Raw genomic sequence first — 24,708 nt, 5'->3', positions numbered from 1 at the left:
CAATGTCTGACTACAAAGCTCCCCTGCGCGACATGCGCTTCGTACTCAACGAGGTTTTTGAGGTCTCCCGGCGATGGGCCAAAATGCCTGGCATGGCCGAGGTGATCGATGCCGAAACCGCTGCCGCGATTCTTGAGGAGGCGGGCAAAATCAGTGCTGAAGTGATCGCGCCGCTGAACCGTGGCAGTGATGAACAGGGCTGCACCTGGAGCGACGGCTCGGTCAGCGCCCCGGAGGGTTTTGCTGCGGCGTACCAGGCGTTTGCCGACGGCGGTTGGGGCGGAGTCGGGGGCGATCCGCAGTTCGGTGCCATGGGCATGCCCAAAGTCATTTCGGCTCAGGTCGAAGAGATGGTCAACTCGGCCAGCCTCTCATTCGGCCTGTACCCGATGCTGACCGCCGGTGCGTGCCTGTCGATCAATGCCCACGCCAGCGAAGAACTCAAGCAACGCTTTCTGCCAAATATGTACGCCGGCACCTGGACCGGTTCGATGTGCCTGACCGAAGCCCATGCCGGCACCGACCTGGGCCTGATCCGCACCCGCGCCGAGCCCCAGGTCGACGGCAGCTACAGGATCAGCGGCAGCAAGATTTTCATCACCGGCGGTGAACACGACCTGACCGAGAACATCATTCACCTGGTACTGGCCAGGCTGCCGGATGCGCCAGCGGGGCCAAAAGGTATTTCGCTGTTTCTAGTGCCTAAGGTGCTGGTCAATGCCAACGGTTCCCTGGGTGAACGCAACTCGCTGTCCTGTGGCTCGATCGAGCACAAGATGGGGATCAAGGCGTCCGCCACTTGTGTGATGAACTTTGACGGCGCCACGGGCTGGATCGTCGACGCACCGAACAAAGGCCTGGCGGCGATGTTCACCATGATGAATTACGAACGCCTGGGCGTCGGCATTCAAGGCTTGGCGCTGGGTGAGCGCTCGTATCAGCACGCCATCGAGTATGCCCGCGAACGCACCCAGAGCCGTGCGCCGACCGGTCCGCAGGCCACCGACCAATCAGCCGACCCGATCATCGTCCACCCGGATGTGCGGCGCATGTTGCTGACCATGAAGGCCTTGAACGAAGGCGGGCGCGCCTTCTCGACGTACGTGGCGTTGCAACTGGACACTGCCAAGTTCAGCGACGACGCCGTCACCCGCAGCCGCGCGCAAGACCTGGTGTCGCTGCTGACCCCGGTGGCCAAGGCGTTTCTGACGGACATGGGCCTGGAAACCACCGTGCACGGCCAGCAGATCTTCGGCGGCCACGGCTACATCCGTGAGTGGGGACAGGAGCAACTGGTGCGCGATGTGCGCATTACGCAGATCTACGAAGGCACCAACGGCATTCAGTCTCTGGACCTGGCTGGGCGCAAGATTGTCGGCAGTGGCGGGGCGCTCTACCGCTTGTTCGCCGCGGAAATCCGCCACTTCAGCGCCAATGCCTGCGCTGACCTCGGCGAGTTCACCAGACCGTTGAATGCCGCCCTGGACACCCTCGACGAACTGACCGCGTGGCTGCTGGATCGCGCCCAAAACAACCCGAATGAAATCGGCGCCGCCTCGGTCGAGTACCTGCACGTCTTTGGCTACACCGCGTACGCCTACATGTGGGCGCGCATGGCCAAGGCCGCCATGAGCACGCATTCGCAAGACGATTTCTACGTCAGCAAACTGGCCACCGCGCGTTTCTACTTCGCCCGTCTGCTGCCGCGTATCCACTCGTTGAGCGCTTCGGTCAAGGCCGGTAGCGACTGCCTCTACCAACTGGATGCGGCGCAGTTCTGATCGCTGAACCAACGGATTAAAAGGACCAGGAACAACAACCATGATGGCGACAAAAATAATTCCGCCCGCCGACGGCGCCTATGCCTATCCCTTGCTGATCAAGCAGTTGCTGCTATCCGGGGTGCGCTACGAGCCGGGCCGGGAAATCGTCTATGCCGACAAACTGCGCTACAGCTACCAGACCCTCAATCAGCGGATTCGTCGGTTGGCCAACGCGTTGACGGCAGCCGGCGTCAAGGCCGGTGATACGGTGGCGCTGCTCGATTGGGACAGTCATCGCTACCTGGAATGCTTTTTTGCCGTACCGATGATCGGTGCGGTGCTGCACACCGTGAACATTCGCCTGTCGCCGGATCAGGTGCTCTACACCATGAATCACGCCGAAGACGATCTGGTGCTGGTGCACGATGATTTCCTGCCCCTGATCGAGCCGATTCAGGACCAGCTCACCACCGTCAAAGGCTACGTGCGGTTGACCGACGACACGGCAAGCGAAACGTCGTTGCCGGTGGTGGGGGAGTATGAGCAGCTGTTGTCTCAGTCCGCAGACCAGTACGAATTCCCTGACTTCGATGAAAACTCGGTAGCGACGCTGTTCTACACCACCGGGACCACCGGCAAGCCTAAAGGCGTGTATTTCACCCACCGTCAATTGGTGCTGCACACGCTGAATGCCGTGGGCACGTTGGGTGTTTATCAAGGTTTGCCACTGCTGCGTTCCGATGACGTGTACATGCCGATCACACCGATGTTTCACGTGCATGCGTGGGGCGTGCCCTACGTCGCGACCCTGATGGGACTCAAACAGGTCTACCCCGGACGCTACGAGCCCAACAGCCTGGTCAGGCTATACCGTGAAGAGCGGGTGACATTCTCCCATTGCGTGCCGACCATCCTGCAAATGATCCTCGGCTGCGAGGCGGCGGCAGACAGCCGTTTTGATGGCTGGAAAATGCTCCTGGGCGGCAGCGCACTGACCTTGGGTATCGCCAGCGAAGCGAGCGCCAAAGGCATCCAGGTGCACAGTGGTTATGGCATGTCGGAAACCTGCCCGATCCTCTGCACCACTTACCTGCGTGATGAAGACCTCGAAAAATCCCGGCAAGCCCAGTTGCCCAAGCGCATCAAGACCGGGACACCGGTGCCGATGGTCGATCTGAAAATTGTCGATGCCAACGGTAATGCCGTTGCCCATGACGGCGAGTCCCTGGGCGAAATCGTGGTCCGCGCACCGTGGCTGACTCAGGGGTATTTGAAGGAACCCGAGAAGGGCGCGGAGCTTTGGCAGGGCGGCTGGCTGCACACCGGCGACATGGCGTCTATCGATGCCATGGGCGGGGTGGAAATCAAGGACCGGATCAAGGACGTGATCAAGACGGGTGGGGAGTGGATCAGTTCCCTTGAGTTGGAAAACCTGCTCAGTCAACACCCGGCCGTGATGTCCGTCGCCGTCGTCGGCATTGTCGATGAGCAATGGGGCGAACGACCGATGGCGCTGGTGATCTGCGAACCGGGAACCTACCTCGACCGAAGGATTCTCGAGACGCACCTGCAACAGTTCGTCGAGAGTGGCCGCATCAACAAATGGGCGATCCCCAAACAGTTCAAGTTCGTCGCCGAAATTCCTAAAACCAGCGTCGGCAAGATCAACAAAAAGCTGATCAGGGAAAGCGCAGCGGGGTGAAGTACAACGGTGTTGGTGGCGCAGACCGATTCGGCACAATGCTTCAGCGCGGCGAAGCGACTGTGAACGTGTCCGCTTCGGTCACCCAACCGCCACCAGTCGCCTTGTACACATCGACCATGGCGTTCAACACCAGGCCCCGGGTCTGGGTGTAACTCAACTCGGCGTCGAACAGGCTCCGTTCGGCATCCAGCACTTCGATGTAGCTGGTGTAGCCATTGTCGTAGCGAAGGCGCGCAAACTTGGTGTAGGTACGCAGCGCTTCGACCTGATTGGCCTGGGAGGCCATCTGCTCGCGGGATTTGCTCGCGGTGACCAGCGCGTTTTCGACATCCCGGAACGCCGATTGAATCGATTGCTGGTAGCTCAACAGCGCTTGTTGTTGAAACGCCTCGGCCTGCTGAACCTGCCCGGCGATGCCGCCGGCGGTGAAGATCGGCATACTTGCCCCGACCCCATAGGACCAGGTTGCGGCCGGGCCTGTGAACAGATTGGAGAGTTGATTACTGGCCGAACCAAGCAAGCCGGTCAGGGAGATCGTCGGGAAATACAACGCCTTGGCAGCACCGATACGTGCGTTGGCGGAAATCAGGTCGAGCTCGGCCTGGCGCAGGTCGGGACGCCGCTCCAGTAAATCCGACGGCAGACCGGCAGGCACCAAGGGGAGGGTCAGTTGCTCCAGGTCACGACCGCGGATGATCGGCCCCGGATTGCGTCCGATCAGCACGGCCAGATTGTTTTCCTGTACAGCCACCTGGGATTCGAATTGCGAAACCGAGGCCTGCGTGCGTTGGAATTCGGAGAGGTTTTGCGCCAGTTCCATTTCGGAAATAGTGCCGGCGCCAAAGCGCAGTTTGAAGATTTCGTAGGAGTCGCCACGCGCCTTGGCGGTGGTGCGGGCGATTTGCAGTTCCTGGTCAAGGTCGCGCAGTGTTATGTAGCTGGAAGCCACCGATGACACCAGGCTGAGAATGACCGTACGCCGGCCTTCCTCCGAGGCCAGCAAGTCGGCACGCGCGGATTCATTCAGGCGCCGCAGGCGGCCCCACACATCCAACTCCCAACTGGCACTGAGATTGGCCTGGTAGTTGTTGAATATCGGGTCGATGCTGGAATCCAGCGGTACAGGGCCGTTGTCGCGGGCCGTCCTGTTGCGGCTGCCTTGCACGCCCAGACCTACCTGGGGAAACATTTGCGAGCGCACCACACCATAACGGCCCTGGAATTCCTCGACCCGCGCCGCAGCGATCTTGATGTCCTTGTTCTCGGCCAAGGCACTGCGAATCAGCTCATTGAGCACCGGGTCCCTGAACTGTTCCCACCACAGGGTGTTCGACAGATCGGCTGCCTCTTTGTCTGCATAGCGATAGGCGGCCGGGTCATCAGTGGCAGGACGTTGATAGTCCGGGCCGACCATGCAGCCCGCCAGGCCCAGGCACAGGCACAGCAAGAAAGGGAGATGGACTGTGCGCATCTCAATCTCCTTCGTGTCTGTGTTGGGGGACGCCGCCGGGAATTTCCCCGGAGGACATGGGCGCAGGTGGCGGGGAGGGTTGTTTGATTGAACCCTTTTTCTCCGTCAGTCGCTCGACGAGGTAGTAGAAAAGAGGGATGAAGAAGATGGCGATGACGGTGGCGGCGAGCATGCCGCCGATAACCCCCGTACCGATGGAGTGGCGGCTGTTTTCCGAGGCACCGACGGCAATCGCCAGCGGTACACAGCCGAGGATGAAAGCCAGTGACGTCATCACGATGGGCCGCAGACGCTCTCTTGCCGCGGTCATGGCGGCATCGTAGGCCGACATGCCGTTTTCGCGGTTCAGCACCGCAAACTCGAAAATCAGAATGGCGTTCTTGGCGGCCAGCGCGACCAGCATGGTCAGGCCGATCTGGAAGTAGACGTCGTTGCTCAACCCTCGAATCAACACGGCGAGCAGGGCACCGAACAAGGCAAAAGGTACTGCCAGCAATACACCCACCGGCAGTGACCATTTCTCGTATTGTGCCGCCAGGATCAGGAACACCATGATCAGGCCAAAGATGAACACCTTGGACGAAGCGCCGCCGCTTTTTTTCTCCTCGAACGCTTCGCCGCTCAGGGCCAGCGCATAGTCGTTGGTCATGATTTCGGCGCTGATTTCTTCCAGGGCCTTGAGTGCCTGGCCGGAACTGTAGCCAGGGGCCGCGTTGGCGGTGAGCTTGACGGCAGGGAAGTTGTTGAAGCGCGTCAGCAGGTCGGGCCCGGTGACGTAGCGGGTGGTCAGCAGGGCCTTGAGCGGCACCATCTCAAGGTTCTTACTGCGCACGTAGATCTGTTGCAGGTCCTCGGCCTTGAGGCGATAGATCGGCTCGGCTTGCAGAATGACCTGCCACAGGCGACTGAATTTGTTGAATTGAGACACGTAGAGCGAGCCGAACATTGTTTGCATCGTGCTATAGACGTCCTCCACCGGCACCCCCAGCGTCTCAGCCTTTTCGCGGTCGACATCCACCAGCAGTTGGCGCGAGAACACGTTGAACGTGGAGGTAATGGCGCCGAGTTCCGGTCGCTGTTTGGCCTTGGCAACCAGCGTCCCGACCATTTCAGCCAGTTGGCCGATACTGGCGTCGCCCTTGCTTTGCACCCACACCTCCATGCCCCCGGTCGTCCCCAGGCCGGGTATGGACGGCGGATTGACCGGCAGAATGATCCCACCCTGCACCGTGGAAAAAGCGTGGGCCGCTTTCTGGATGACCGCTGGAGCGCTTTGTTCCTTGATCGTTTCCGAGTCTTTGTAGCGCCCCTCGAAATCCTTGAAACCGACGAAAAAGGCCGCCGCATTGTTCTTGTTCTGGCCGTCCAGCAGGCTGTAGCCGTTAACGATGGCGACGCCTTCGACGGAGGCGTCGTTCATGAAGAAGTCACTGGCCACTTTGCCGACTTCGCCGGTGCGATCGAGGCTGGCGGCGTCAGGCATGATCACGGCCCCCAACAGATAGCCCTGGTCTTCCGGCGGCAGGAAGGCACTGGGTATGCGTTGCGCCATCAACAGGATCAATACGATCATGCCGGCAAAGAGCAGTAACGCCAGGACGAAGCGTTTGATCATGAACGCCACCGAGCGCGAATAGCTGTCGGTCATGCGTTCGAAGCTGCGTTCGAACCAACGGAAAAATGCGTTTTTATCACCGTGTTGGGGTTTGAGCAGTATCGCTGCCAGGGCCGGTGAAAGGGTCAGGGCGACCAGGCCGGAAATCACCACGGAAATGGCGATGGTGATCGCGAACTGTTTGTAGAGTTGGCCAGTGATCCCGCCCATGAACGCCACCGGGATGAACACCGCACACAACACCAGCACAATGGCCACTACCGGACCTGCCACTTCATCCATGGCGCGTTTGGCAGCATCCTTGGGCGACATCTTGTGGACTTGCATGTTGCGTTCGACGTTTTCGATCACCACGATGGCGTCGTCCACCACGATGCCGATCGCCAGCACCATGCCGAACAGCGTCAGCATGTTCACCGAAAAGCCAAGGGCCGACATGCCGATGAAGGTGCCGACAATTGAAACCGGCACCGCCAGCACCGGGATCAGCGTGGCACGCAAGCTCTGCAGGAAGATGAAGACCACCACGACCACCAGCACCAGCGCTTCGAAAAAGGTGTGAATCACCTCGGTAATCGACGCACGAGTAAACGCGGTTGTATCCATGACGATCTTGTATTCGATGCCCTCTGGAAAGGTCGACTTCATCTGCGCCAACGTTGAGGTGACGGCGGCGGAAACATCGAGGGCGTTGGCGCCGGGTTGTTGATACACGGCAATCAACGTCGCCGGCTTCCCTTGGTAAGTGCTGCGCAGCGAGTAGTCTTTTTGCCCGAGCTCGGCCCGGCCGATATCCTTGAGACGAACGATGGCGGCCCCGTCGTTGCTGGCGCGCAGAATAATGTTCTCGAATTCGGCCGGCTCGGTCAGCCGCCCTTTGGTGGTCACCGCAAAGGACTGCTCCACGGCCTGCCCCGTGGGGGACTGGCCGACCCGGCCCACCGCGAATTGCTGGTTCTGATTGGCCACGGCTTTCTGCACGTCGGCCGCAGTGATGCCCAGTTGGGCCATTCGGTCGGGCTTGAGCCAGATCCGCATCGCGTAGTCAGGTGTACCGAAAATGCTTGCCTGGTTAGCCCCCGGGATGCGCTTGATGGCGTCCAGAATGTAGAGGTTGGCGTAGTTGGCGACGTAGGTGCTGTCGTAGCGATCGCCGGCAGAGTAGACCGCCAGGACCATCATGAAGGCCGACGATTTCTTCTGCACCTGGATGCCCTGGCTCTGCACGGCAGAGGGCAGTTGCGGCAGCGCCAGGTTGACCCGGTTTTGCACGTCGACCTGGGCCAGCGAAGGGTCGGTGCCAATTTCGAAGAACACGTTGAGGGTCATATTGCCCGTCGCCGAGCTCGACGAGTTCATGTAGATCATGTTGTCGGCGCCGTTGACCTGCTGTTCGATCGGCGCCGCCACATTGTTGGCCACGACCAGCGCATCGGCCCCGGGGTAGGTCGCCGCAACCGTAATTTGCGGTGGTGTGATATCCGGGTACTGGGCGACGGGCAGTTGGACCATTGCCACCGCGCCGGCCAAGGTGATGATGATCGAGATCACCGAGGCGAAAATGGGGCGATCAATGCAATAGTGGGAAATGCTCATGGGCTGTGCCCACTGTTTTGCGCGGCCATGGCCGCTTTCGTCGCGGGCGCTACGTCCGGAGGAGGAGGGGAGATGATGTTCAGCGGTCCGCCAGGGGTTACCCGGATCGCACCGTCGACCACGATGCGCTCGCCAGCCTGCAACCCTTTGGTAATGAACCAGTCATCGCCATGCCAGTCACCCACCTCGACAACGCGTTGCTCCGGTTTGCCCTCTGCATTGAGCACCCAGACGAAATGGCTCTTGGACCCCTCCAGAACGGCCTTCTGTGGCACCAGAATGGCGTTCGGCCTGGTGGCCCCGATTGCCCGCGCCCGCACGAACTGTCCGGGGCGCAACAGGCTGGCCGGGTTGGCGATCACTGCCCGTACCAGAAAAGTTCCTGTTTCCTGGCTATAGGATGGCGCCGCAAAATTCAGGCGCCCGCGGTCGGGCACCACCGTGCCGTCGGCCAGAACCACCTCCACGACAAACTCACTGCGGGGCGGAAAGATGAGGTGTCCGGCAGCAACCTCGTCGCGGTACTTGAGCGTCTCGTTTTCCGAAAGACTGAAATTGACGTAGATCGGGTCCATCTGTGACACGGTGGTCAGCAGCCCTGATTCACCGGGTGTGACGTAACTCCCTTCCTGCTTTTTGGCAAAGCTTGAAAGGCCGGTGAGGGGAGAGCTGATCGTGGTGTAACTGAGGTTCAACTGCTCAGTGCGAACGGTGCCTTCTGCGGCCAGTACGGCGGCCCGGGTTTGACGCTCGTCACCGACGGCATTGTCCAGGTCCATCTTGCTGACTGCATTCTGTGCCGCCAACGGACGCACGCGCGCCAGAGTGGACTTGGCCACTTCCCAGCGTGCTTGTTGCTGGGCCAGTTGGCCCTGGGCTGACAGCAGCGAGGCCTCGAAGGGTTTACGGTCCATCTGAAACAGCGTTTGCCCGGCTTTCACCAGATCGCCTTCGGTGTACAGCCGTTTCTCCAGGAAACCGGCCACCCGGGCACGGATCTCGACCTCGCGGGAACTCTGGGTCTGGGCGACGAATTCGAAGGTGACTGGAGTGTTGCGTGCAGTGACGGTCATGACAGTCACATCGGGGGGCTGGCGGGCGGGAGAGGCTGGCTCTTTACCGCAGCCGGCAAGCAGGACCAGTCCCCCCGCCAGAGTGACGATCGGTAAGATGAAGAGCTGTCTGACAGCGTTCATAGTCACGCCATGCTCCATAGAGGTCACCCGATCAAAAGCGTAGTCACTATCCCTACATATCGCTAGCCAAAAACGGGGGCAGTTTTGACAGGCATCGTTCTCTGACGGCAACGTTCGAGACGGTCCGGGCGACCGTTGCAATCGCGTCGTTGCGGCGGCTGTTCTTGCGTGTGTTATCCGCCTGCAAGGTGATTACTGAGGGCAGAGCAGGTGAGCGTTACTGTCGATGATGGTCTGGACTATTTCCACCGAGCCATTAATGGCGAATTGCGCGCCCATGCAGACATGCCCAAAGGATAAGAGCGGTAAACAGGAAGATTAACGCAGGGGCTATCAACAAGACCCAGGCAGGAAATCTGTCATGTCGAACTCAAGTCCTGTTGTTCGAGGCCACGCTTGTCGGCGAGCCTCGCTAGCGTGAAGTTTTGACCTTCAGGACTTCGGTATAGATGGCGTCGACCGTCTGACCCACCTGAAGTTTTTTCATTCTTTCCTGGAGCTTCGGGTCTTCGACTTTCAAGACAGTCACTTTTCCCTCTGGCGGAAGTAAGGTCACCTCATGCTGCTTCAAGTCGATGCGAGTGATCTTGGACGTGACCTTGACCTGGCGAACCGCTTCGCCTCCGGGATTGGGGTTGTCCTTGGTGGCGCGGATGGTCATGGCTTCATTAGTGACGCCCGGTTCGCCGCCTACATCGGTATCAAGTACATAAGCGACCGAACGAACCACCTGAATATCGACCGTGTCGCCGACTTTCAAATTGTGCAGGTTTTTGGCCTGATCGGTGAGCTGGATGGGCACTGGACTCTTGTCGCGACCTTCGATGGTGACCTGATAATTCGCGGGATCAACGGCCAGTACGCGTGAAACGATATGACCTTCCATGGCCGTGCTGCCCAACGGTATATCGGCGGCTTGGACCGTCAGGCAGGCGGTTGAAAGGAGTGAAGCGAGGGCAACGGCGCGTATTGGTTTCATGGGTCTGCTTTTCCATAGAGGGTAGACAGAACGAATCCAGGCATCGAGAACGTCATGCCCGTGTAATGCGCCTGCAACCTGTACCAAGAGACAGGAAGTTGGCAGGCGGTTTTGTTTTCGCGTGAGTCTTGAGTCACTCGAAGTGCTCAGGATTGACGGGGTCTCCAGACTGCATGTTCAGTTGGACCCGCACATCTTCGAACATCTTGTCGTAGGGTTTGTGGACTGAGCCAATGCTGCTCAGCTCCTTCGGTATCCCGTACTTCTCGGCGATTTTTGTGACGTTGCTGGCAAAGTTATAGGCTTGATCCTTGGGCAGGAAAAAGGATTCCGTCATGTCCTTGCCCTGGATGCTGCCGTGCATAGTGAACTGCATCCCTTTGCCTTCTTTGGGATCCTGGGTGACTTCATAGTCTATGTGCAGGTTGTAGCTGACATCCTTCTCGTTCAGCGCGTGTCGCTCGATGTGCAGGTGACCGGGTTCGAACGTAGCCATTGTCGACTCTCCTCGAAAAAGACCTTGAATCGGGGCAGACCGTTGGCCTGCCCCCTATGTTCACGCGTTTACAAGTACGAGATACCGGGTGTCGCGGTGCTGATGCGGGTGCCGGCCTTGCCCTGGACGATCGCTTCGATATCCGAGAGAGAGCCGATCACTGCGACCTTTCCAGTATGGCGTGCGAATTCGCAGGCTGCCTGCACCTTCGGTCCCATGGAGCCCGCCGCGAAGCCGAGGGTTTCCATGTCGTCCGGGTGCGCCTGGGCGATGGCTTTCTGTGTTGGTTTACCGAAATCGATGAACGCGGCACTGACGTCGGTAGCGATCACCAGCAGATCGGCTTCAAGCTGTTCGGCCAGCAGCGCGGAGCACAGGTCTTTGTCGATGACCGCTTCGACGCCTTCCAGTTTGCCTGGCGCTGTGTACAGGGTCGGAATGCCGCCGCCACCCGCACAGATCACAATGCTGCCCTTGTCCAGCAACCACTGGATCGGGCGTATTTCGAAGATGCGTTTCGGTTTGGGGCTGGCAACCACGCGGCGATACTTGTCGCCGTCCGGGGCAATGGTCCAGCCTTTTTCGGCCGCGAGCTTTTCCGCCTCGGCTTTGGTGTACACCGGCCCGATGGGTTTGGTGGGGTTCTGGAAGGCCGGGTCGTTGGCGTCGACTTCGACCTGGGTCAGCAGGGTGGCGAAGGGGACTTCGAAGTCCAGCAGGTTACCCAGTTCCTGTTCGATGATGTAGCCGATCATGCCTTCGGTTTCGGCGCCGAGCACGTCCAGCGGATAGGGCGACACCGAGGTATAGGCCGCTGCCTGCAAGGACAGCAGCCCGACCTGCGGACCGTTGCCGTGGGCGATGACCAATTGGTTGCCGGGATGGATCTTGGCAATTTGCTCGGTGGCGATACGGATATTGGCGCGCTGGTTGTCCGAGGTCATGGGTTCCCCCCGGCGGAGCAGGGCGTTACCGCCCAGAGCGACGACGATACGCATAATGCAGTCCTTCTAAACAGAGAAGTAACGGGAGACACAGTTCCCTGTGGGAGCGTGGCTTGCCCGCGATGCAGACACCTCGGTGCATTTGGCACACCGCGTCGATCCTATCGCGGGCAAGCCACGCTCCCACACAGAGCGGACCGCATGGGTCCTTAAATATCCGCCAACGCCGACACCAGGATCGCCTTGATGGTGTGCATACGGTTTTCCGCTTGCTCGAAGGCGATGTTGGCCGGTGATTCGAAGACTTCTTCCGTCACCTCGACGCCGTTGGCCAAGTGCGGATACCGCGCGGCGATGTCCTTGCCGACCTTGGTTTCGCTGTTGTGGAAGGCCGGTAAACAGTGCATGAATTTCACCCGCGGGTTGCCTGCGGCTTTCATCATGGCGGCGTTGACCTGGTACGGCAGCAGTTGCTCAATGCGCTCGTCCCACGCTTCCACCGGCTCACCCATCGACACCCAGATATCGGTGTGGATGAAGTCCACGCCCTTGACCGCTACTTTCGGATCTTCGGTGATGGTGATGCGCGCGCCACTGTCTTCGGCGAAGGCTTTGCATTGGGCGATAAAGTCCTCCGTTGGCCACAGCGCTTTCGGTGCCGCGATGCGCACGTCCATGCCGAGCTTGGCACCGATCATCAACAGCGAGTTGCCCATGTTATAGCGGGCGTCACCGAGGTAGGCGTAGCTGATTTCATGCAGCGGTTTGTCGCTGTGTTCGCGCATGGTCAGGGTGTCGGCGATCATTTGCGTCGGGTGGAATTCGGCGGTCAGGCCGTTGAACACCGGTACGCCAGCGAACTGGGCCAGTTCTTCGACGATCTCCTGTTCGAAGCCCCGGTATTCGATGGCATCGAACATCCGCCCCAGCACGCGGGCGGTGTCTTTCATGCTTTCCTTGTGACCGATCTGCGACGACACCGGGTCGATGTAGGTGACGTGTGCGCCTTGGTCATGGGCCGCGACTTCGAAGGCGCAACGGGTGCGGGTCGAGGTTTTTTCGAAGATCAGCGCGATGTTCTTGCCTTGCAGGTGTGGACGCTCGGTGCCGGTGTACTTGGCGCGTTTGAGGTCGCGGGACAGGTCCAGCAAATAGTGCAGCTCGCGGGTGGTGTGGTGCATCAGCGAGAGAAGGCTTCGATTGCGCATATTGAAAGCCATGATTGAATCTCCTTGGATTTCGGTTTCCCCAGGGCCCGCGTTTTATCAAGCGCAGGCCCAGGCAGGCACATTAATAGTCAATCGGGTCGCGGATGATCGGGCAGGTCATGCAGTGGCCGCCGCCACGGCCGCGTCCGAGTTCGCCGGCACTGATGGTGATGACTTCGACACCGGCTTTGCGCAGCAACGTGTTGGTGTAGGTATTGCGGTCGTAGCCAATGACCACACCGGGTTCCACGGCCACCACGTTGTTGCCATCGTCCCATTGCTCGCGTTCGGCGGCGAAGCTGTTGCCGCCGGTTTCAACGACGCGCAAGGCCTTGAGATTGAGGGCCTGGGCCACGGTGTCGAGAAAGCTGGTTTCTTCACGACGGATGTCGATGCCCCCCGGTTTGCTTTCGTCGGGGCGCAGGGTGAAGGCGACGATCTGGCTCACCACTTCCGGGAAGATGGTCACCACATCGCGATCACAGAAGCTGAACACAGTGTCCAGGTGCATGGCTGCGCGGGACTTTGGCAGGCCGGCAACGATCACTTTTTCGACCGCTTTGTGCTTGAACAGGTTGACCGCCAGTTGCCCGATGGCCTGACGAGACGAACGTTCGCCCATGCCGATCAGCACCACGCCGTTGCCGATCGGCATGACGTCGCCGCCTTCAAGGGTGGAGTTGCCATGTTCCACGTCGGGGTCGCCGTACCAGACCTCGAAGTCGGCGTTGGTGAATTGCGGATGGAACTTGTAAATGGCGGTGGCCAACAGGGTTTCCTGGCGACGCGCCGGCCAGTACATAGGGTTCAGGGTCACGCCGCCGTAGATCCAACAGGTGGTGTCGCGAGTGAACTGGGTGTTAGGCAGCGGCGGCAGAATGAAGCTGGAATGACCGAGGAAATCGCGGAACATTTCGATGGTCTTGCCGCCAAAGCTGGTCGGCAGATCGTCGCCGGATACGCCGCCGATCAGGTACTCGGCGATCTTGCGCGGTTCCAGGCTGCGCAACCACGAGCTGGTTTCATCGATCAGGCCCAGGCCCACCGAATTGGCGGTGATCTTGCGCTGCAGGATCCAGTCCAGGGCGTCGGGGAGGGCGACGATGTCAGTCAGCAGGTTATGCATTTCCAGCACTTCGACGTTGCGTTCACGCATTTTGGTGACGAAATCGAAATGGTCGCGCTTGGCCTGGGCCACCCACAAGACATCATCGAACAGCAGTTCGTCACAGTTGTTGGGCGTCAGCCGCTGGTGGGCCAGACCGGGGGAGCAAACCATGACTTTGCGCAGTTTGCCGGCCTCGGAATGCACGCCGTACTTAACTTTTTCCGTGGTCATTTCAGTGATCCTCCAGAGGTTAAAAACAGGGCTGTTACAGGGTCAGGAAGCCGTCATAGAGACCGTAGGCCGCCACCAGGGCGCCCACCACCACTGCGGCGAATATCAGCTTCTCGACGTGGGTGAAAACCGGCTTGTCGATTTCAAGCTTGGCCTTGGCGAAAAGAATCGCGCCGGGGGCATAGAGCAGGGCGGACAGCAGCAGGTATTTGATGCCCCCGGCATACAGCAGCCAGATCGCATAGATCAGGGCCACGGCGCCGATGATCAGATCCTTCTGCCGTTCGCCCGGCGCGCCTTCGTAACTTTCGCCCCGCACGGCCAGCAGCAAGGCATAGGCCGCCGACCACAGGTAGGGCACCAGAATCATCGAGGTGGCGAGGTAGATCAGTGACAGGTAAGTGCTGGCAGAAAACAGGGTGATAACCAGGAACACCTGGACCATGGCATTGGTCAGCCACAGCGCGTTGACCGGTACATGGTTGGCGTTTTCCTTGCGCAGGAACGCCGGCATGGTGTGGTCCCTGGCGGCGGCGAACATGATCTCCGCACACAGCAGCACCCATGACAGTAGCGCCCCCAGCAGCGAGATGATCAGACCGACGCTGATCAACACGGCCCCCCATTCCCCGACTACGTGTTTGAGCACTGCGGCCATCGAAGGGTTCGACAGCTTTGCCAGTTCCGGTTGAGTCATGATGCCCAGCGACAACACGTTCACCAGCACCAAAAACAGCAACACGGTAACGAAACCGATCACCGTGGCTTTACCCACGTCGCTGCGTTGTTCCGCCCGGGCCGAAAAAATGCTCGCGCCCTCGATGCCGATGAACACCCAGACGGTGACCAGCATCATTTTGCGCACCTGATTCATCACACTGCCCAGATCGGGGCTTTTCAGGCCCCAGATATCGGCGGTGAAAATGTCAAGTTTGAACGCGAACACGGCAATCAACACGAACAACAACAGCGGCACGACCTTGGCTACGGTGGTGACCAGGTTAATGAACGCCGCTTCCTTGATCCCGCGCAATACCAGAAAGTGCACCGCCCAGAGCAACACCGACGCGCCAATAATCGCCGCGACTGTGTTGCCTTCACCAAAGACCGGAAAGAAATACCCGAGCGTGCTGAACAGCAACACGAAGTAACCGACGTTGCCCAGCCAGGCGCTGATCCAGTAACCCCAGGCGGACGAGAAACCCATGTAGTCGCCGAAACCGGCCTTGGCGTAGGCGTAGACCCCGCCGTCCAGATCTGGCTTGCGGTTGGCCAACGTCTGGAAGACAAACGCGAGGGTCAACATGCCGACGGCGGTGATCGCCCAGCCAATCAGAATGGCGCCGACGTCCGCACTGGCAGCCATGTTCTGTGGTAAGGAAAAAATCCCGCCTCCGATCATTGAACCCACGACTAAAGCAACCAGCGCGCCGAGTTTCAGTTTGCCCGGGGATTCAGACATTGCATCACTCCATTGCAGGGGAGGAAGGTTTCTGCTGTTAGCGTGTCTTTATATAGGAGGCAGAACTGGGGCTGGAGAGATGCAAAAATACGAGCCCCCTCTGCCGCTGGCGTTTTAGAGCCTAAGGCAAGGTCGGAATATCGCGCATTACAGTGAGTTATTAAGCTAGTTCCTTTTTACTGTTAAGCAAATTTTAAAAGGGCTATTCAAGTACGGAATTGCTGTAATAAAAGCCCTATATAAAGCTAATAAATATATGCATCACGACAGAAATATAAACTTTAAATAAGCGCAATTATTGGCGTTATTGAATAACCGTTATTACGCTCTGTTTAGTCCATGCAGGTCTACCCCCGGCATTTCGGGGAACAGGAGCCCTGAAATGTCGCAGTCGCCGCACAAGCTTCGCCTGAGCGCCCTGATCGCCCTTGTCGTGGGGTCGATGATTGGCGGCGGGATCTTCTCTTTGCCGCAGAACATGTCAGCCCATGCCGATACTGGCGCGATATTGATCGGTTGGGCGATCACCGCTGTGGGGATGCTGACCCTGGCCTTCGTGTTCCAGACTCTGGCCAATCGCAAACCCGATCTGGATTCCGGGGTCTACGCCTACGCCAGGGCCGGGTTCGGCAATTACATGGGGTTCTCGTCTGCCTGGGGGTACTGGATCAGTGCCTGGCTGGGTAACGTCGGCTACTTCGTGCTGCTGTTCAGTACCCTCGGGTACTTCTTTCCGGTGTTTGGCCATGGCAACACACCCATCGCCATCGGTTGTGCTTCGGTCCTGCTGTGGGCCGTGCATTTTCTGGTGTTGCGCGGGATCAAGGAAGCCGCGTTCATCAATCAGTTGACGACTGTGGCCAAAATCGTGCCGCTGATCATGTTCATCGTCATTGCCGCTGTCGCCTTCAAGGCAGACATTTTTACCCGTGACATCTGGGGTCGCAGCAACCCGGATTTTGGCGGCGTGATGGATCAGGTCCGGCACATGATGCTGGTGACCGTGTTTGTTTTTATCGGCATCGAAGGTGCGAGTGTCTACTCGGCCCGGGCGCAGAAACGGTCGGACGTTGGCCGGGCGACAGTCATCGGTTTTCTTGGCGTATTGGCGTTACTGGTGCTGGTGAATGTACTGTCGTTGGGGATCATGAGCCAGCCGGAACTGGCCACGCTGCAGAATCCTTCGTTGGCGGCGGTGCTGGAACATATCGTCGGCCCTTGGGGCGCATTGCTGATCAGTATCGGCCTGGCGATTTCACTTTTGGGTGCTTTGTTGTCCTGGGCTCTGTTGTGTGCCGAAATCCTCTTTGCCACGGCCAAAGACAAAACAATGCCCGCGTTCCTGACCAGGGAAAACGCCAATCATGTGCCCGTCAATGCGTTGTGGATGACCAACGTGATGATCCAGATTTTTCTGCTGATCACGCTGTTTTCCGCCGGAACGTACACCAGTCTGATCTACCTCGCGTCCTCGATGATCCTGGTGCCATACCTATGGTCGGCGGCCTATGCGGTGCTGCTGAGCGGGCGTGGTGAGACCTACGAACACGCGTCGGCAGAACGGAGCAAAGACCTGCTGATCGGTGGCATTGCCCTGAGCTATGCGCTGTGGTTGTTGTACGCCGCAGGGCTCAAATATTTGCTGCTTTCGGCATTGCTGTATGCACCGGGGGTGGTCCTGTTCGCCAAGGCCAGGCACGAACAGGGCGAACCGTTGTTCACCTCGGTCGAGAAAGGAATATTCGCCTGCGTCATCAGCGGTGCGGGGCTGGCGGCGTATGGGCTGTACAGCGGATTGTTGAGCTTGTGAGCTTGTGAGCTTGTTGCTGAAGTACCCCCAATCTATGCTTGGCGACGATGCTGGGGGAGGGGACTGCTGTCAGAGAAGCGTTTACTTAAAAGCAGCGCCTTATCGAGAAATGAAGCTAATGTATTTGAGGGCGAAATAAGAGCCTTATATATAACTAAACTAAATAGATGTTTAGTGTAGTTATATCTATTGGTTATAATTGATCTTTTAAGCAGGTAAGGGGTTGAAGCCGGATCTGGTACGACTTCTTGAACGACGGGAACCCTTTAGACATGACCGAAAACGGGCGCGATATACACCTTCAATACGCTCAAGACGTGATCGCTGCACTCAACCTGGAACCCCACGTCGAAGGTGGTTACTTTCGCAGAACCTTTCAGACCGATCTCCAGCCAATGGCCGAGACCGCCGGTGGCCAACGTTATCTGATGTCCTCCATTTATTATCTGCTGACCCGCGAGACGCCAATTGGCTACTTTCATCTGAACCGATCCGACATCCTGCATTACTACCATTTGGGCGACGCGATTCAGTACAGTCTGATTTTCCCGGACGGCACATTGAAAACTGTCGTAATGGGCAGCGACATTCGCGCCGGGCAATATTTGCAGCTGCACGTACCGGGCGGCGTCTGGAAAGCTTCGCAGCTGATGGTTGGCTCGGCGGGATTTGGATTGATCAGTGAAGCGGTTTCACCAGGGTTTGATTTTGCGGACATGGAGATGGGCAGTCAGCGCAAACTCGGCGAGCAGTTTCCTGAGCATCTGGAGCTGGTTCAGAGGCTGACCCAAGCATGAAGGGTTTAGGGGGCATGAGCTCTTCAAGATCTGCGTGCAACCGGGGTAATCTTGAAATACCTTGTTACGTGTAATGTATATTATGTTAAATCATGTATCACTCTATGGTTACACAAAGGTCCTGTCCGTTTCCCTACCGTCCGCTTTCCTCTTGGCAGACATCTCCAGCAATCGATGACTGTTCACCGAACTAAATCTTCAAATTTTTAGGCATCGCAGTCTTAAAATGGTGAACGGTTGACCAATTTAATTATTTGCTTCCGGCGCTGTCGTCGCTTGCGACTCCGTGAAGTTGAAATTTTTTGCACCTACATCGCCTTTGACCGCCGTCTTGAGTACCCGGAAGTAATTCTGAGAAATCCACGCTAGTAATTATGGAAAAACCGGGAACGCTTTCCCGGTTTTCCATAATTACTGTTCTTGAGCAGTCCTGTTTTCTGCGCCGCTGTACAGTCAGCTTCGGCATCGAGAGCAGCCAGCTACCTATTCGAGGTGCTGGATAGCGGCAGCCTGCGATTAGCTGGAACTGGGGTGTGCCTGCTCAACATCATTAGAAAATTATTAAAGGCATGAGTGATTGGGTCATTGCTGGCAAGCAGCCTCGATTCATCGCAATCAGTGGCATAGATTACGGAGATTGGCCAATCAATACTCACTTGAAGCTTTTTCAGCAAGCTCGTGCTGCAGTTCTCCGAACTAAATAACCGAAAAAATGATAACAGCACACCGAACTAATTCTCAGAATTCGGAGCATGTAAAACTCCAAACTAGTGTCGACGTTACCGCTTTGAGTTTCAGTTCCCACGTTTTCACCGTGCGATCCAGACAGCACGGCGAAGAGCTTACCGTCATAGAAATTTAGTTCTTGGACTTCCGGCGACTGGATACTGCGGGACTACGCGACTTCCTATGGCGAGGCCCTCGCGGACCTAACCATGCATGACACCGCTTGCTTCTTCGTGTGCAGCTGAAATCACGCGGCTTGGCTCGGTGGAAAGGAGGTCCTGTGGGCGCTTGCCTCCAAGCCATCCGTTGGGAGACATAAACCAGAATGAAACTCCCCAACCATCTTTCATGGGACAGAGAACAGATAATACATCTCTGATGCCGGGAATCGGGCTGGCGCCGCCATGCGATGGGAACGCGTAAATTGGAAAAGAGCTGCAGCCATCGTGATCGATCGAGAAAATTCGGTGGTCCGCTTCCCACTGCTTGAGTGCGGGACTCAGGAGCTCAACGTGAATACCCAGATGGTTAGCCAAGTCCTGAACTAACAGGAAGTCGCCGCACGTCAGAATATGAGCTCTGGCAAGGGAAACCATCTCATCTTCTCTTTCTTCGATAGTCCGACGCTTCTCATCTCTTCCTGCAGGCGCCACCCCTGGACGAGGACACACGTCTATTCCATGGTTCTTTAGTGGTTTACCCGCAGGAGCTGAACTCTCGACCCGACTGAATGCCTCGATCGCGGTAGCTTTGACATCTTTATCGGGATCAATCGTCATGGGTTTGCCTCCCAGTTACCTTCCAATTCTCCTGCTGCACGAAGCGCGCTGCTGGTGAGCAGCGGGCGAAGTGCCTGACACCTCAGGCGTCAACATCGCTAAGGCTTGATTATAAGCGCCGAAGTGAATGATTGCCGTTTAAGCTTGGTTCTCCTCCGCTGTGAAAATCCGATTCCAATCTCGAACCACCAATGTCCGACATGCGATCTCTGATCCCCCGAAGCAGCGTCTTGAGACCGTCTGCATGTTTGCTTCTGTTAAATAGTAAATTGACTCACCATTTTCATTGAGCAAAATGCCACCCGCACCTCGCAACAACGCGTGTCCTGCAACGACGTCATGTGCAGAAACCGCGTACAGAGAAACTCCGCAGACGCCATCTCCTGCGGCGACTTTTGCAAGCCTATAGGCAATTGAGGGCATCGCAACAAAACTGCTGGGGGTGCAGAGCTCCCGATTGATCTCTGGCTTGATGATCGCGGCGGCACTCACCATCACGTAGGAGCTGCTCGACAACGCCAGTCCAGTAAGCTTTCTTGCTACTGGCTGTCCATTGCGTAACAAATCGGGTAGTCCCTCAGACCAGGCGATGCAATCAGGCGAGCCCTCAACAGTGACTGGTGCGTAGACCACCCCCAATACCGGAATTTGGTTATGCAGAAGGCCGACAGAAATGGCAGACCCTTTGAGACCTTTGAGAAAATCACTCGTACCGTCGTTAGGATCGACGACCCAACACCAGGAATGTCCCGTGAGGCTATGTCCGGTTTCCTCGCCCCAGAAGTCACAAGAAAAAAGTCCTAGAAGTTGCTGGCGTAGAACGCGTTCGATTTCTATGTCTACTATGGCCTTATCACCCTTCCCTCGTGGTCCATTTACCCTCGCCCATTCTGCAATAAGTAGCTGTCCCGCTCGGATAACGACTTCGATAGTCTGAGTGAGTAGCATTGGAAGATCTGATTTGTGCATGGGGCTCTCAATATCGGAAAAAATACTGGGGCGCTTGATGAGGGTTAGGCTGTCAGCTAGGCAATTCAGATTTATCTATGCATCCAGGGGGCATTATCTGACCACATGTAATGGGTCGATAATAGGCGTGTGGAGCCGCGGTCACCTTGAGGATTAGGGTTATGCTAGCCGCCGGCAAGGCGCCCATTAGGTTCATGTTCTATTCCAAATTGCGAGGCCGCATCAAGAAATCTATGTGCTGCTTCATTAGATCTATTTGCCATCATGCGCTGAGCTTCGGCCTCAAATTGAGCCTTTAAAAACCACTTAGACGTTTTGACTTTACGTCTTCCTTTCATGGCCGCCTCTCGTGAACACTATTGGGTAAGGGGGCTTCGTCGTCGCGCTCGTCGTGGCCTACCGCCAGCAGCGATGATTAGCGTGGAGGTCGATAAGTTTGAAAGCCAGAAGTATCCGTACCCTCCTCCCCGGTTTGATCTGCAAAAAGGTCTCCTTTGGGATTGAGCTACGGTACGAATGGAGCGTCGACAACTACTCAGGGGTATCCTCCTCATCAGGTAGATTTACTGCGTTGACCATTCGAGTGATGACGATAGACAACCAAGTTTGATGGGTGACAAGCTCTGGATCAACGTCACCATCCGCATTGGACGTTTCATAAAGTGATCTCCAGCCCAGGATATCTGCGGGGTCGACCTTAACGTTGTCTCTGAATACAGCTTTTGAAGCAAGCCGGTAGGCGTATGTATCCAAGCAAGCGTCATCCGCTAACCTTAGCTCGACTCGGCCAAAATCAAACACATTCTCAGCGATCCATCGCGGGGAGCCGTTAAGTTTTGGAGGTATTGCCAGCAGGACACCAACGATGGCCTTATCTGAATCAGGCCGATCCATTTCGTTGAACAGGTCGAGCAGATGTTGGCCGGAGAAGCGTTTGACTATCTCTATGCCCTGCTCCGGCTGAGCAACGTTCGCCACCGCGACCATCAGCATGGTTGAAGGACTGTGCTCATTACTCGTCGCAGATAACTGACGGGCGCTAATCTGAAGTGCGGGCATAAATCTCTCTCAAAATGAACACTATAGATTGTAGCTCTATAGAGTTCAAAAAGGCTTCATCGTTCCTTTTGTGGATTAAGCAAAATGGAACTGAAGGAAGCGTTCGCCATTGCGTTACGTAACACACGGCTTCGCCGGGGCTTGACCCAAGAAGATTTTGGAATCGTCAGTAGCAGGACATATCTCAGTACGCTTGAGCGCGGCCTTAAGAACGTTACATTGGAAAAGGCATCGGAGCTTGCCGATAGAATGGGGGTGCACCCGCTTACCCTCCTTCTTGAGAGTTTTTTGCTCCTCGATCCGGATACAGATTTAGATTCGCTGCTTGAGCGTATTCGGCGTGAAATCAATACGGACCAAAACTCTTAGCTAGGCGATCGCTCTCGTCCACCGTCAATCGCTGGCCGCGCGCCAGCTTGGTTTTGAGAGCTTTGGGCGAAATTATCTGGTTGTGCTCTAGCGGACTCATTCTGCCAAAGTCGCAAAGGGCTTTCACATTACCAGCCGAGAAACCAGCTTCGATCAGTTCGTGGATGTCCCGATCTGAAGCGTCCGTGGGGATTTGGAGAAGTACTTCCAACCGCACCGCGACTGGCATCTTCGGTGACGGTGCTCAACTCCTCAGAGGCGGACGCCAGTTGGTTCGAAGACTCGGCAATGGCGACAAGGGTGTCTCGTAATTTGCGTTGCATGGTCCCCAGCGCCTCCATCAACTGCGCCGGTTCGTCAGTACCGACGATCTCGATGCGCGTGGTGAGATCCCCCGTGGACACGATCTTTGCCAACTCGACCGATTGCCGCAGTGGCAGAACAATGCTGCGGATCAGTCCTGCGGCCAGAACGAAAGACGCCAACGAAACAACCAATAATGCCCACATCACACCCGTGCGTGCCTTGACGAACACCTCGACGCTTGTCGATGCGGCGTCGTTCGCTCCGCGATCATTGAAGTCGATCAGCTCATTGAGGTTTTTACTCAGTGCGTCCGCGTGCTGGTTCATTTCACCATTGATAATCTCGCGTGCTTCATCCAGCTGCCCCTTACGCGACAATTCGACGACTTTTCCCTGTAGCTGCATGTACGCCGTTTCCGCTCCCTTGAATCGCTCAAAGATGGCCCGGTCCTCAGGTACACGAATGGTGTTCTCGTACGCCGATATTTCAGTGCGGGTTTCAGCCTTGAGGCTTTCAAGCTTGGCGTAGTTCTGTTCAAGCGCTTGCGGATTGCTGGTGAGCACCATGCGTAGCGTCAAGGCGCGAATACGTTGAACATTTTGCGCGGCGTGACTCAACGTCATCACGCCGGGCAACCAGTCATCACTGATCTGACGAGTGCCCTCTCGCATATCGTTCATCTCTGAAAGTGCAAACAGGCCAAGGGCTCCCGTTAACGCCACGATGATGCTAAAGCCGATTGACGCTCGCCAAGCAATACTGAGGTTCCTGAGCATGATGCTATTTCCTTTGGGTTCGAGCGCTTCGCAACTCGACGCGGCTGATCATGCCTGGAAAGTAACTCGGCACTGCGACTACGTGCCCCCTCCAAATGGGGGTGGCGGGTTAACGATGAATGCTCTTAGGTTATGCATCCATCGAGCCCGAATGCGACGGCGTGTGCTGCCCCCCTACCCGAAAAAGGTGGTTCATTGCATCGCCCTGACGACCAATAATGGGTCACAGCCGCTACGGCACATTTTTGGTAGGAGCAGGCCAACGTTTCACTCATATGGGCGGTCACCCTCGATGGTTGAAATACTGCTCCTGCTTTTTTAGTTCCCGGATACGACCCAAAGCCACCCTGTGGCTGCGCGAAATGTCCACCCGCTTTACTGCTGTCAGCTAAAACCGGCCGCGAACCGCCCTCGCAGGTAATCGACAAAAACGCTGACGGCTCTCGGCACATGTGTGGAGTAAGGGCGCACCAGATAAATATGCTCAGGGAAGGCCCCCACTGATTTCCAGGCTGGCAGCACCTGCACCAATCCTCCGTTCTTCAGCCCTGCTTGAGCACTGAAATCGGGTAAAAGCGCGATGCCTAAATCAGTCAACGCCGCGTCGCGCAAAGCTTCACTGTTGTTGGTTGCGAAGGTGCCTTTGATAGGCACAGTCAGCCGCTTCTCCGTCACTTGCGAGGACTCGGGGGCTTCGAACGCCCAGGCAGGCGTGTCATTGCCTCGCGGATAATAGAGACAGTTGTGTTCTACGAGATCCTCTGGTCGTTGAGGTTCGCCGAATTTCTCCAGGTAGCTGCGGGTCGCAACCAGCACGGAATGCGTCGCGCATAATTTCCAGGCGACATGGGTATCCGGAATCTGATTGCTGTGCCGAACAGCCAGGTCAAAACCCTCTGAAGCGATGGCGGAAATCTGGTCGGAAACGTCAAGCTGTACTCTGACTTCGGGATATTCGTTGAGGAAACCGGCCAGTACCGGAACCAGTTGCTGGCGCGCAAACGCTACCGGAGCCGTCAACCGCAGAAGGCCCCGCGCAACACCTGCAGAGTCTCGAACATCGGAAAAACTGCGGGAAATTTGCTCATACGCACTGCGCACGTCACGTACCAGAGCGTTCCCCGCATCGGTCAATCGCACACTGCGAGTCGTGCGCTGCACCAGACTGAGGCCCGTGGCCTTTTCCAGCTCGACGATTCGCTGGCTCACCGCCGACTTGCTCACCCCGAGCCTGATCGCGGCTGCGGTGTAGGTGCCCTGCTCTGCAAGGATCGCCAGCCAGTGCACATGAGTCCAGAGTCTTTCGATTTCTACTTTAGGCATGATTTGATTGTTCTTGTATG

The 24,708-nt window shown here is 57.1% G+C and carries 20 protein-coding genes; 5 read left to right on the top strand and 15 right to left on the bottom strand.

Features of this window, described 5'->3' with window-relative positions:
- Positions 1-2: 2 nt before the first annotated feature.
- Positions 3-1,781 (top strand): acyl-CoA dehydrogenase C-terminal domain-containing protein, encoded by a 1,779-nt coding sequence (locus AEQ67_RS28975; protein ID WP_059407188.1) that lies wholly within the window; start codon positions 3-5, stop codon positions 1,779-1,781.
- Between the two features lie 40 nt (positions 1,782-1,821).
- Positions 1,822-3,465: a fatty acid--CoA ligase gene (locus AEQ67_RS28970; protein WP_059407187.1), complete on the top strand. Its 1,644-nt coding sequence runs from the start codon at positions 1,822-1,824 to the stop codon at positions 3,463-3,465.
- Between the two features lie 43 nt (positions 3,466-3,508).
- On the opposite strand, the gene AEQ67_RS28965 is transcribed toward AEQ67_RS28970, so the two are convergent.
- The 9 genes from AEQ67_RS28965 to arcD (AEQ67_RS28925) all read right to left on the bottom strand — a co-directional run bounded on the left by AEQ67_RS28965 (position 3,509) and on the right by arcD (AEQ67_RS28925) (position 15,774).
- Entirely contained in the window at positions 3,509-4,939 is a 1,431-nt protein-coding gene (locus tag AEQ67_RS28965) for an efflux transporter outer membrane subunit (RefSeq protein WP_059407186.1), read from the bottom strand.
- Between the two features lies 1 nt (position 4,940).
- Complete coding sequence (locus AEQ67_RS28960; RefSeq protein WP_059407185.1) at positions 4,941-8,150, bottom strand: efflux RND transporter permease subunit; 3,210 nt, start codon at positions 8,148-8,150, stop codon at positions 4,941-4,943.
- On the bottom strand, positions 8,147-9,223 hold the full coding sequence (locus AEQ67_RS28955) for an efflux RND transporter periplasmic adaptor subunit (RefSeq protein WP_177333690.1): 1,077 nt from the start codon (positions 9,221-9,223) through the stop codon (positions 8,147-8,149). The genes AEQ67_RS28960 and AEQ67_RS28955 overlap by 4 nt, the downstream gene beginning before the upstream one ends.
- A 535-nt stretch (positions 9,224-9,758) precedes the next feature.
- Positions 9,759-10,325: a hypothetical protein gene (locus tag AEQ67_RS28950; protein WP_059407183.1), complete on the bottom strand. Its 567-nt coding sequence runs from the start codon at positions 10,323-10,325 to the stop codon at positions 9,759-9,761.
- A gap of 133 nt (positions 10,326-10,458) precedes the next feature.
- The gene (locus AEQ67_RS28945; RefSeq protein ID WP_059407182.1) at positions 10,459-10,821 is read right to left on the bottom strand and encodes a DUF5064 family protein; all 363 of its coding nucleotides are present in this window, start codon (positions 10,819-10,821) and stop codon (positions 10,459-10,461) included.
- A gap of 68 nt (positions 10,822-10,889) precedes the next feature.
- Entirely contained in the window at positions 10,890-11,819 is a 930-nt protein-coding gene (arcC, locus tag AEQ67_RS28940) for a carbamate kinase (RefSeq protein WP_059407181.1), read from the bottom strand.
- A 155-nt stretch (positions 11,820-11,974) separates the two neighbouring features.
- Positions 11,975-12,985 carry an ornithine carbamoyltransferase gene (locus AEQ67_RS28935; protein WP_059407180.1) on the bottom strand — a complete coding sequence of 337 codons (1,011 nt, stop codon included), beginning with the start codon at positions 12,983-12,985 and terminating at the stop codon, positions 11,975-11,977.
- Positions 12,986-13,055: 70 nt separating this feature from the next.
- Positions 13,056-14,312, bottom strand: coding sequence for an arginine deiminase (gene arcA / locus AEQ67_RS28930; protein ID WP_059407179.1), 1,257 nt, complete (start codon positions 14,310-14,312; stop codon positions 13,056-13,058).
- 34 nt (positions 14,313-14,346) lie between these two features.
- Entirely contained in the window at positions 14,347-15,774 is a 1,428-nt protein-coding gene (gene arcD / locus AEQ67_RS28925; RefSeq protein WP_059407178.1) for an arginine-ornithine antiporter, read from the bottom strand.
- A 382-nt stretch (positions 15,775-16,156) separates the two neighbouring features.
- Between arcD (AEQ67_RS28925) and arcD (AEQ67_RS28920) the strand changes: the two genes are divergently transcribed.
- A complete protein-coding gene (arcD, locus tag AEQ67_RS28920; protein ID WP_059407177.1) occupies positions 16,157-17,584 on the top strand; it encodes an arginine-ornithine antiporter in 1,428 nt (475 codons plus the stop codon).
- 272 nt (positions 17,585-17,856) lie between these two features.
- A complete protein-coding gene (locus AEQ67_RS28915) occupies positions 17,857-18,381 on the top strand; it encodes a cupin domain-containing protein (RefSeq protein ID WP_059407176.1) in 525 nt (174 codons plus the stop codon).
- A gap of 929 nt (positions 18,382-19,310) precedes the next feature.
- Here the strand turns inward: AEQ67_RS28915 and AEQ67_RS28910 are convergent.
- The 4 genes from AEQ67_RS28910 to AEQ67_RS28900 all read right to left on the bottom strand — a co-directional run bounded on the left by AEQ67_RS28910 (position 19,311) and on the right by AEQ67_RS28900 (position 21,914).
- Positions 19,311-19,886 carry a hypothetical protein gene (locus AEQ67_RS28910; RefSeq protein ID WP_059407175.1) on the bottom strand — a complete coding sequence of 192 codons (576 nt, stop codon included), beginning with the start codon at positions 19,884-19,886 and terminating at the stop codon, positions 19,311-19,313.
- 138 nt (positions 19,887-20,024) lie between these two features.
- Positions 20,025-20,855, bottom strand: a complete 831-nt coding sequence (locus AEQ67_RS28905; RefSeq protein WP_059407174.1) for an inositol monophosphatase family protein — start codon at positions 20,853-20,855, stop codon at positions 20,025-20,027.
- A gap of 164 nt (positions 20,856-21,019) precedes the next feature.
- Complete coding sequence (locus AEQ67_RS36045) at positions 21,020-21,193, bottom strand: hypothetical protein (protein WP_177333689.1); 174 nt, start codon at positions 21,191-21,193, stop codon at positions 21,020-21,022.
- A 193-nt stretch (positions 21,194-21,386) separates the two neighbouring features.
- The gene (locus AEQ67_RS28900; RefSeq protein WP_236710417.1) at positions 21,387-21,914 is read right to left on the bottom strand and encodes a hypothetical protein; all 528 of its coding nucleotides are present in this window, start codon (positions 21,912-21,914) and stop codon (positions 21,387-21,389) included.
- A gap of 84 nt (positions 21,915-21,998) precedes the next feature.
- Here AEQ67_RS28900 and AEQ67_RS28895 point away from each other — a divergent pair, with 84 nt between their 5' ends.
- Positions 21,999-22,283, top strand: a complete 285-nt coding sequence (locus AEQ67_RS28895) for a helix-turn-helix domain-containing protein (RefSeq protein ID WP_019649822.1) — start codon at positions 21,999-22,001, stop codon at positions 22,281-22,283.
- A gap of 128 nt (positions 22,284-22,411) precedes the next feature.
- On the opposite strand, the gene AEQ67_RS28890 is transcribed toward AEQ67_RS28895, so the two are convergent.
- Both AEQ67_RS28890 and AEQ67_RS28885 read right to left on the bottom strand, forming a co-directional pair.
- On the bottom strand, positions 22,412-23,365 hold the full coding sequence (locus AEQ67_RS28890; protein ID WP_059407172.1) for a methyl-accepting chemotaxis protein: 954 nt from the start codon (positions 23,363-23,365) through the stop codon (positions 22,412-22,414).
- A 384-nt stretch (positions 23,366-23,749) separates the two neighbouring features.
- Complete coding sequence (locus tag AEQ67_RS28885; protein ID WP_059407171.1) at positions 23,750-24,688, bottom strand: LysR family transcriptional regulator; 939 nt, start codon at positions 24,686-24,688, stop codon at positions 23,750-23,752.
- Between the last annotated feature and the right edge of the window lie 20 nt (positions 24,689-24,708).

The organism is Pseudomonas sp. RIT-PI-q (assembly GCF_001297125.1).
Lineage (GTDB): Bacteria > Pseudomonadota > Gammaproteobacteria > Pseudomonadales > Pseudomonadaceae > Aquipseudomonas.
Note: the sequence above shows the minus strand (reverse complement) of the source record. Positions and strands in the feature narration are given on the sequence as shown.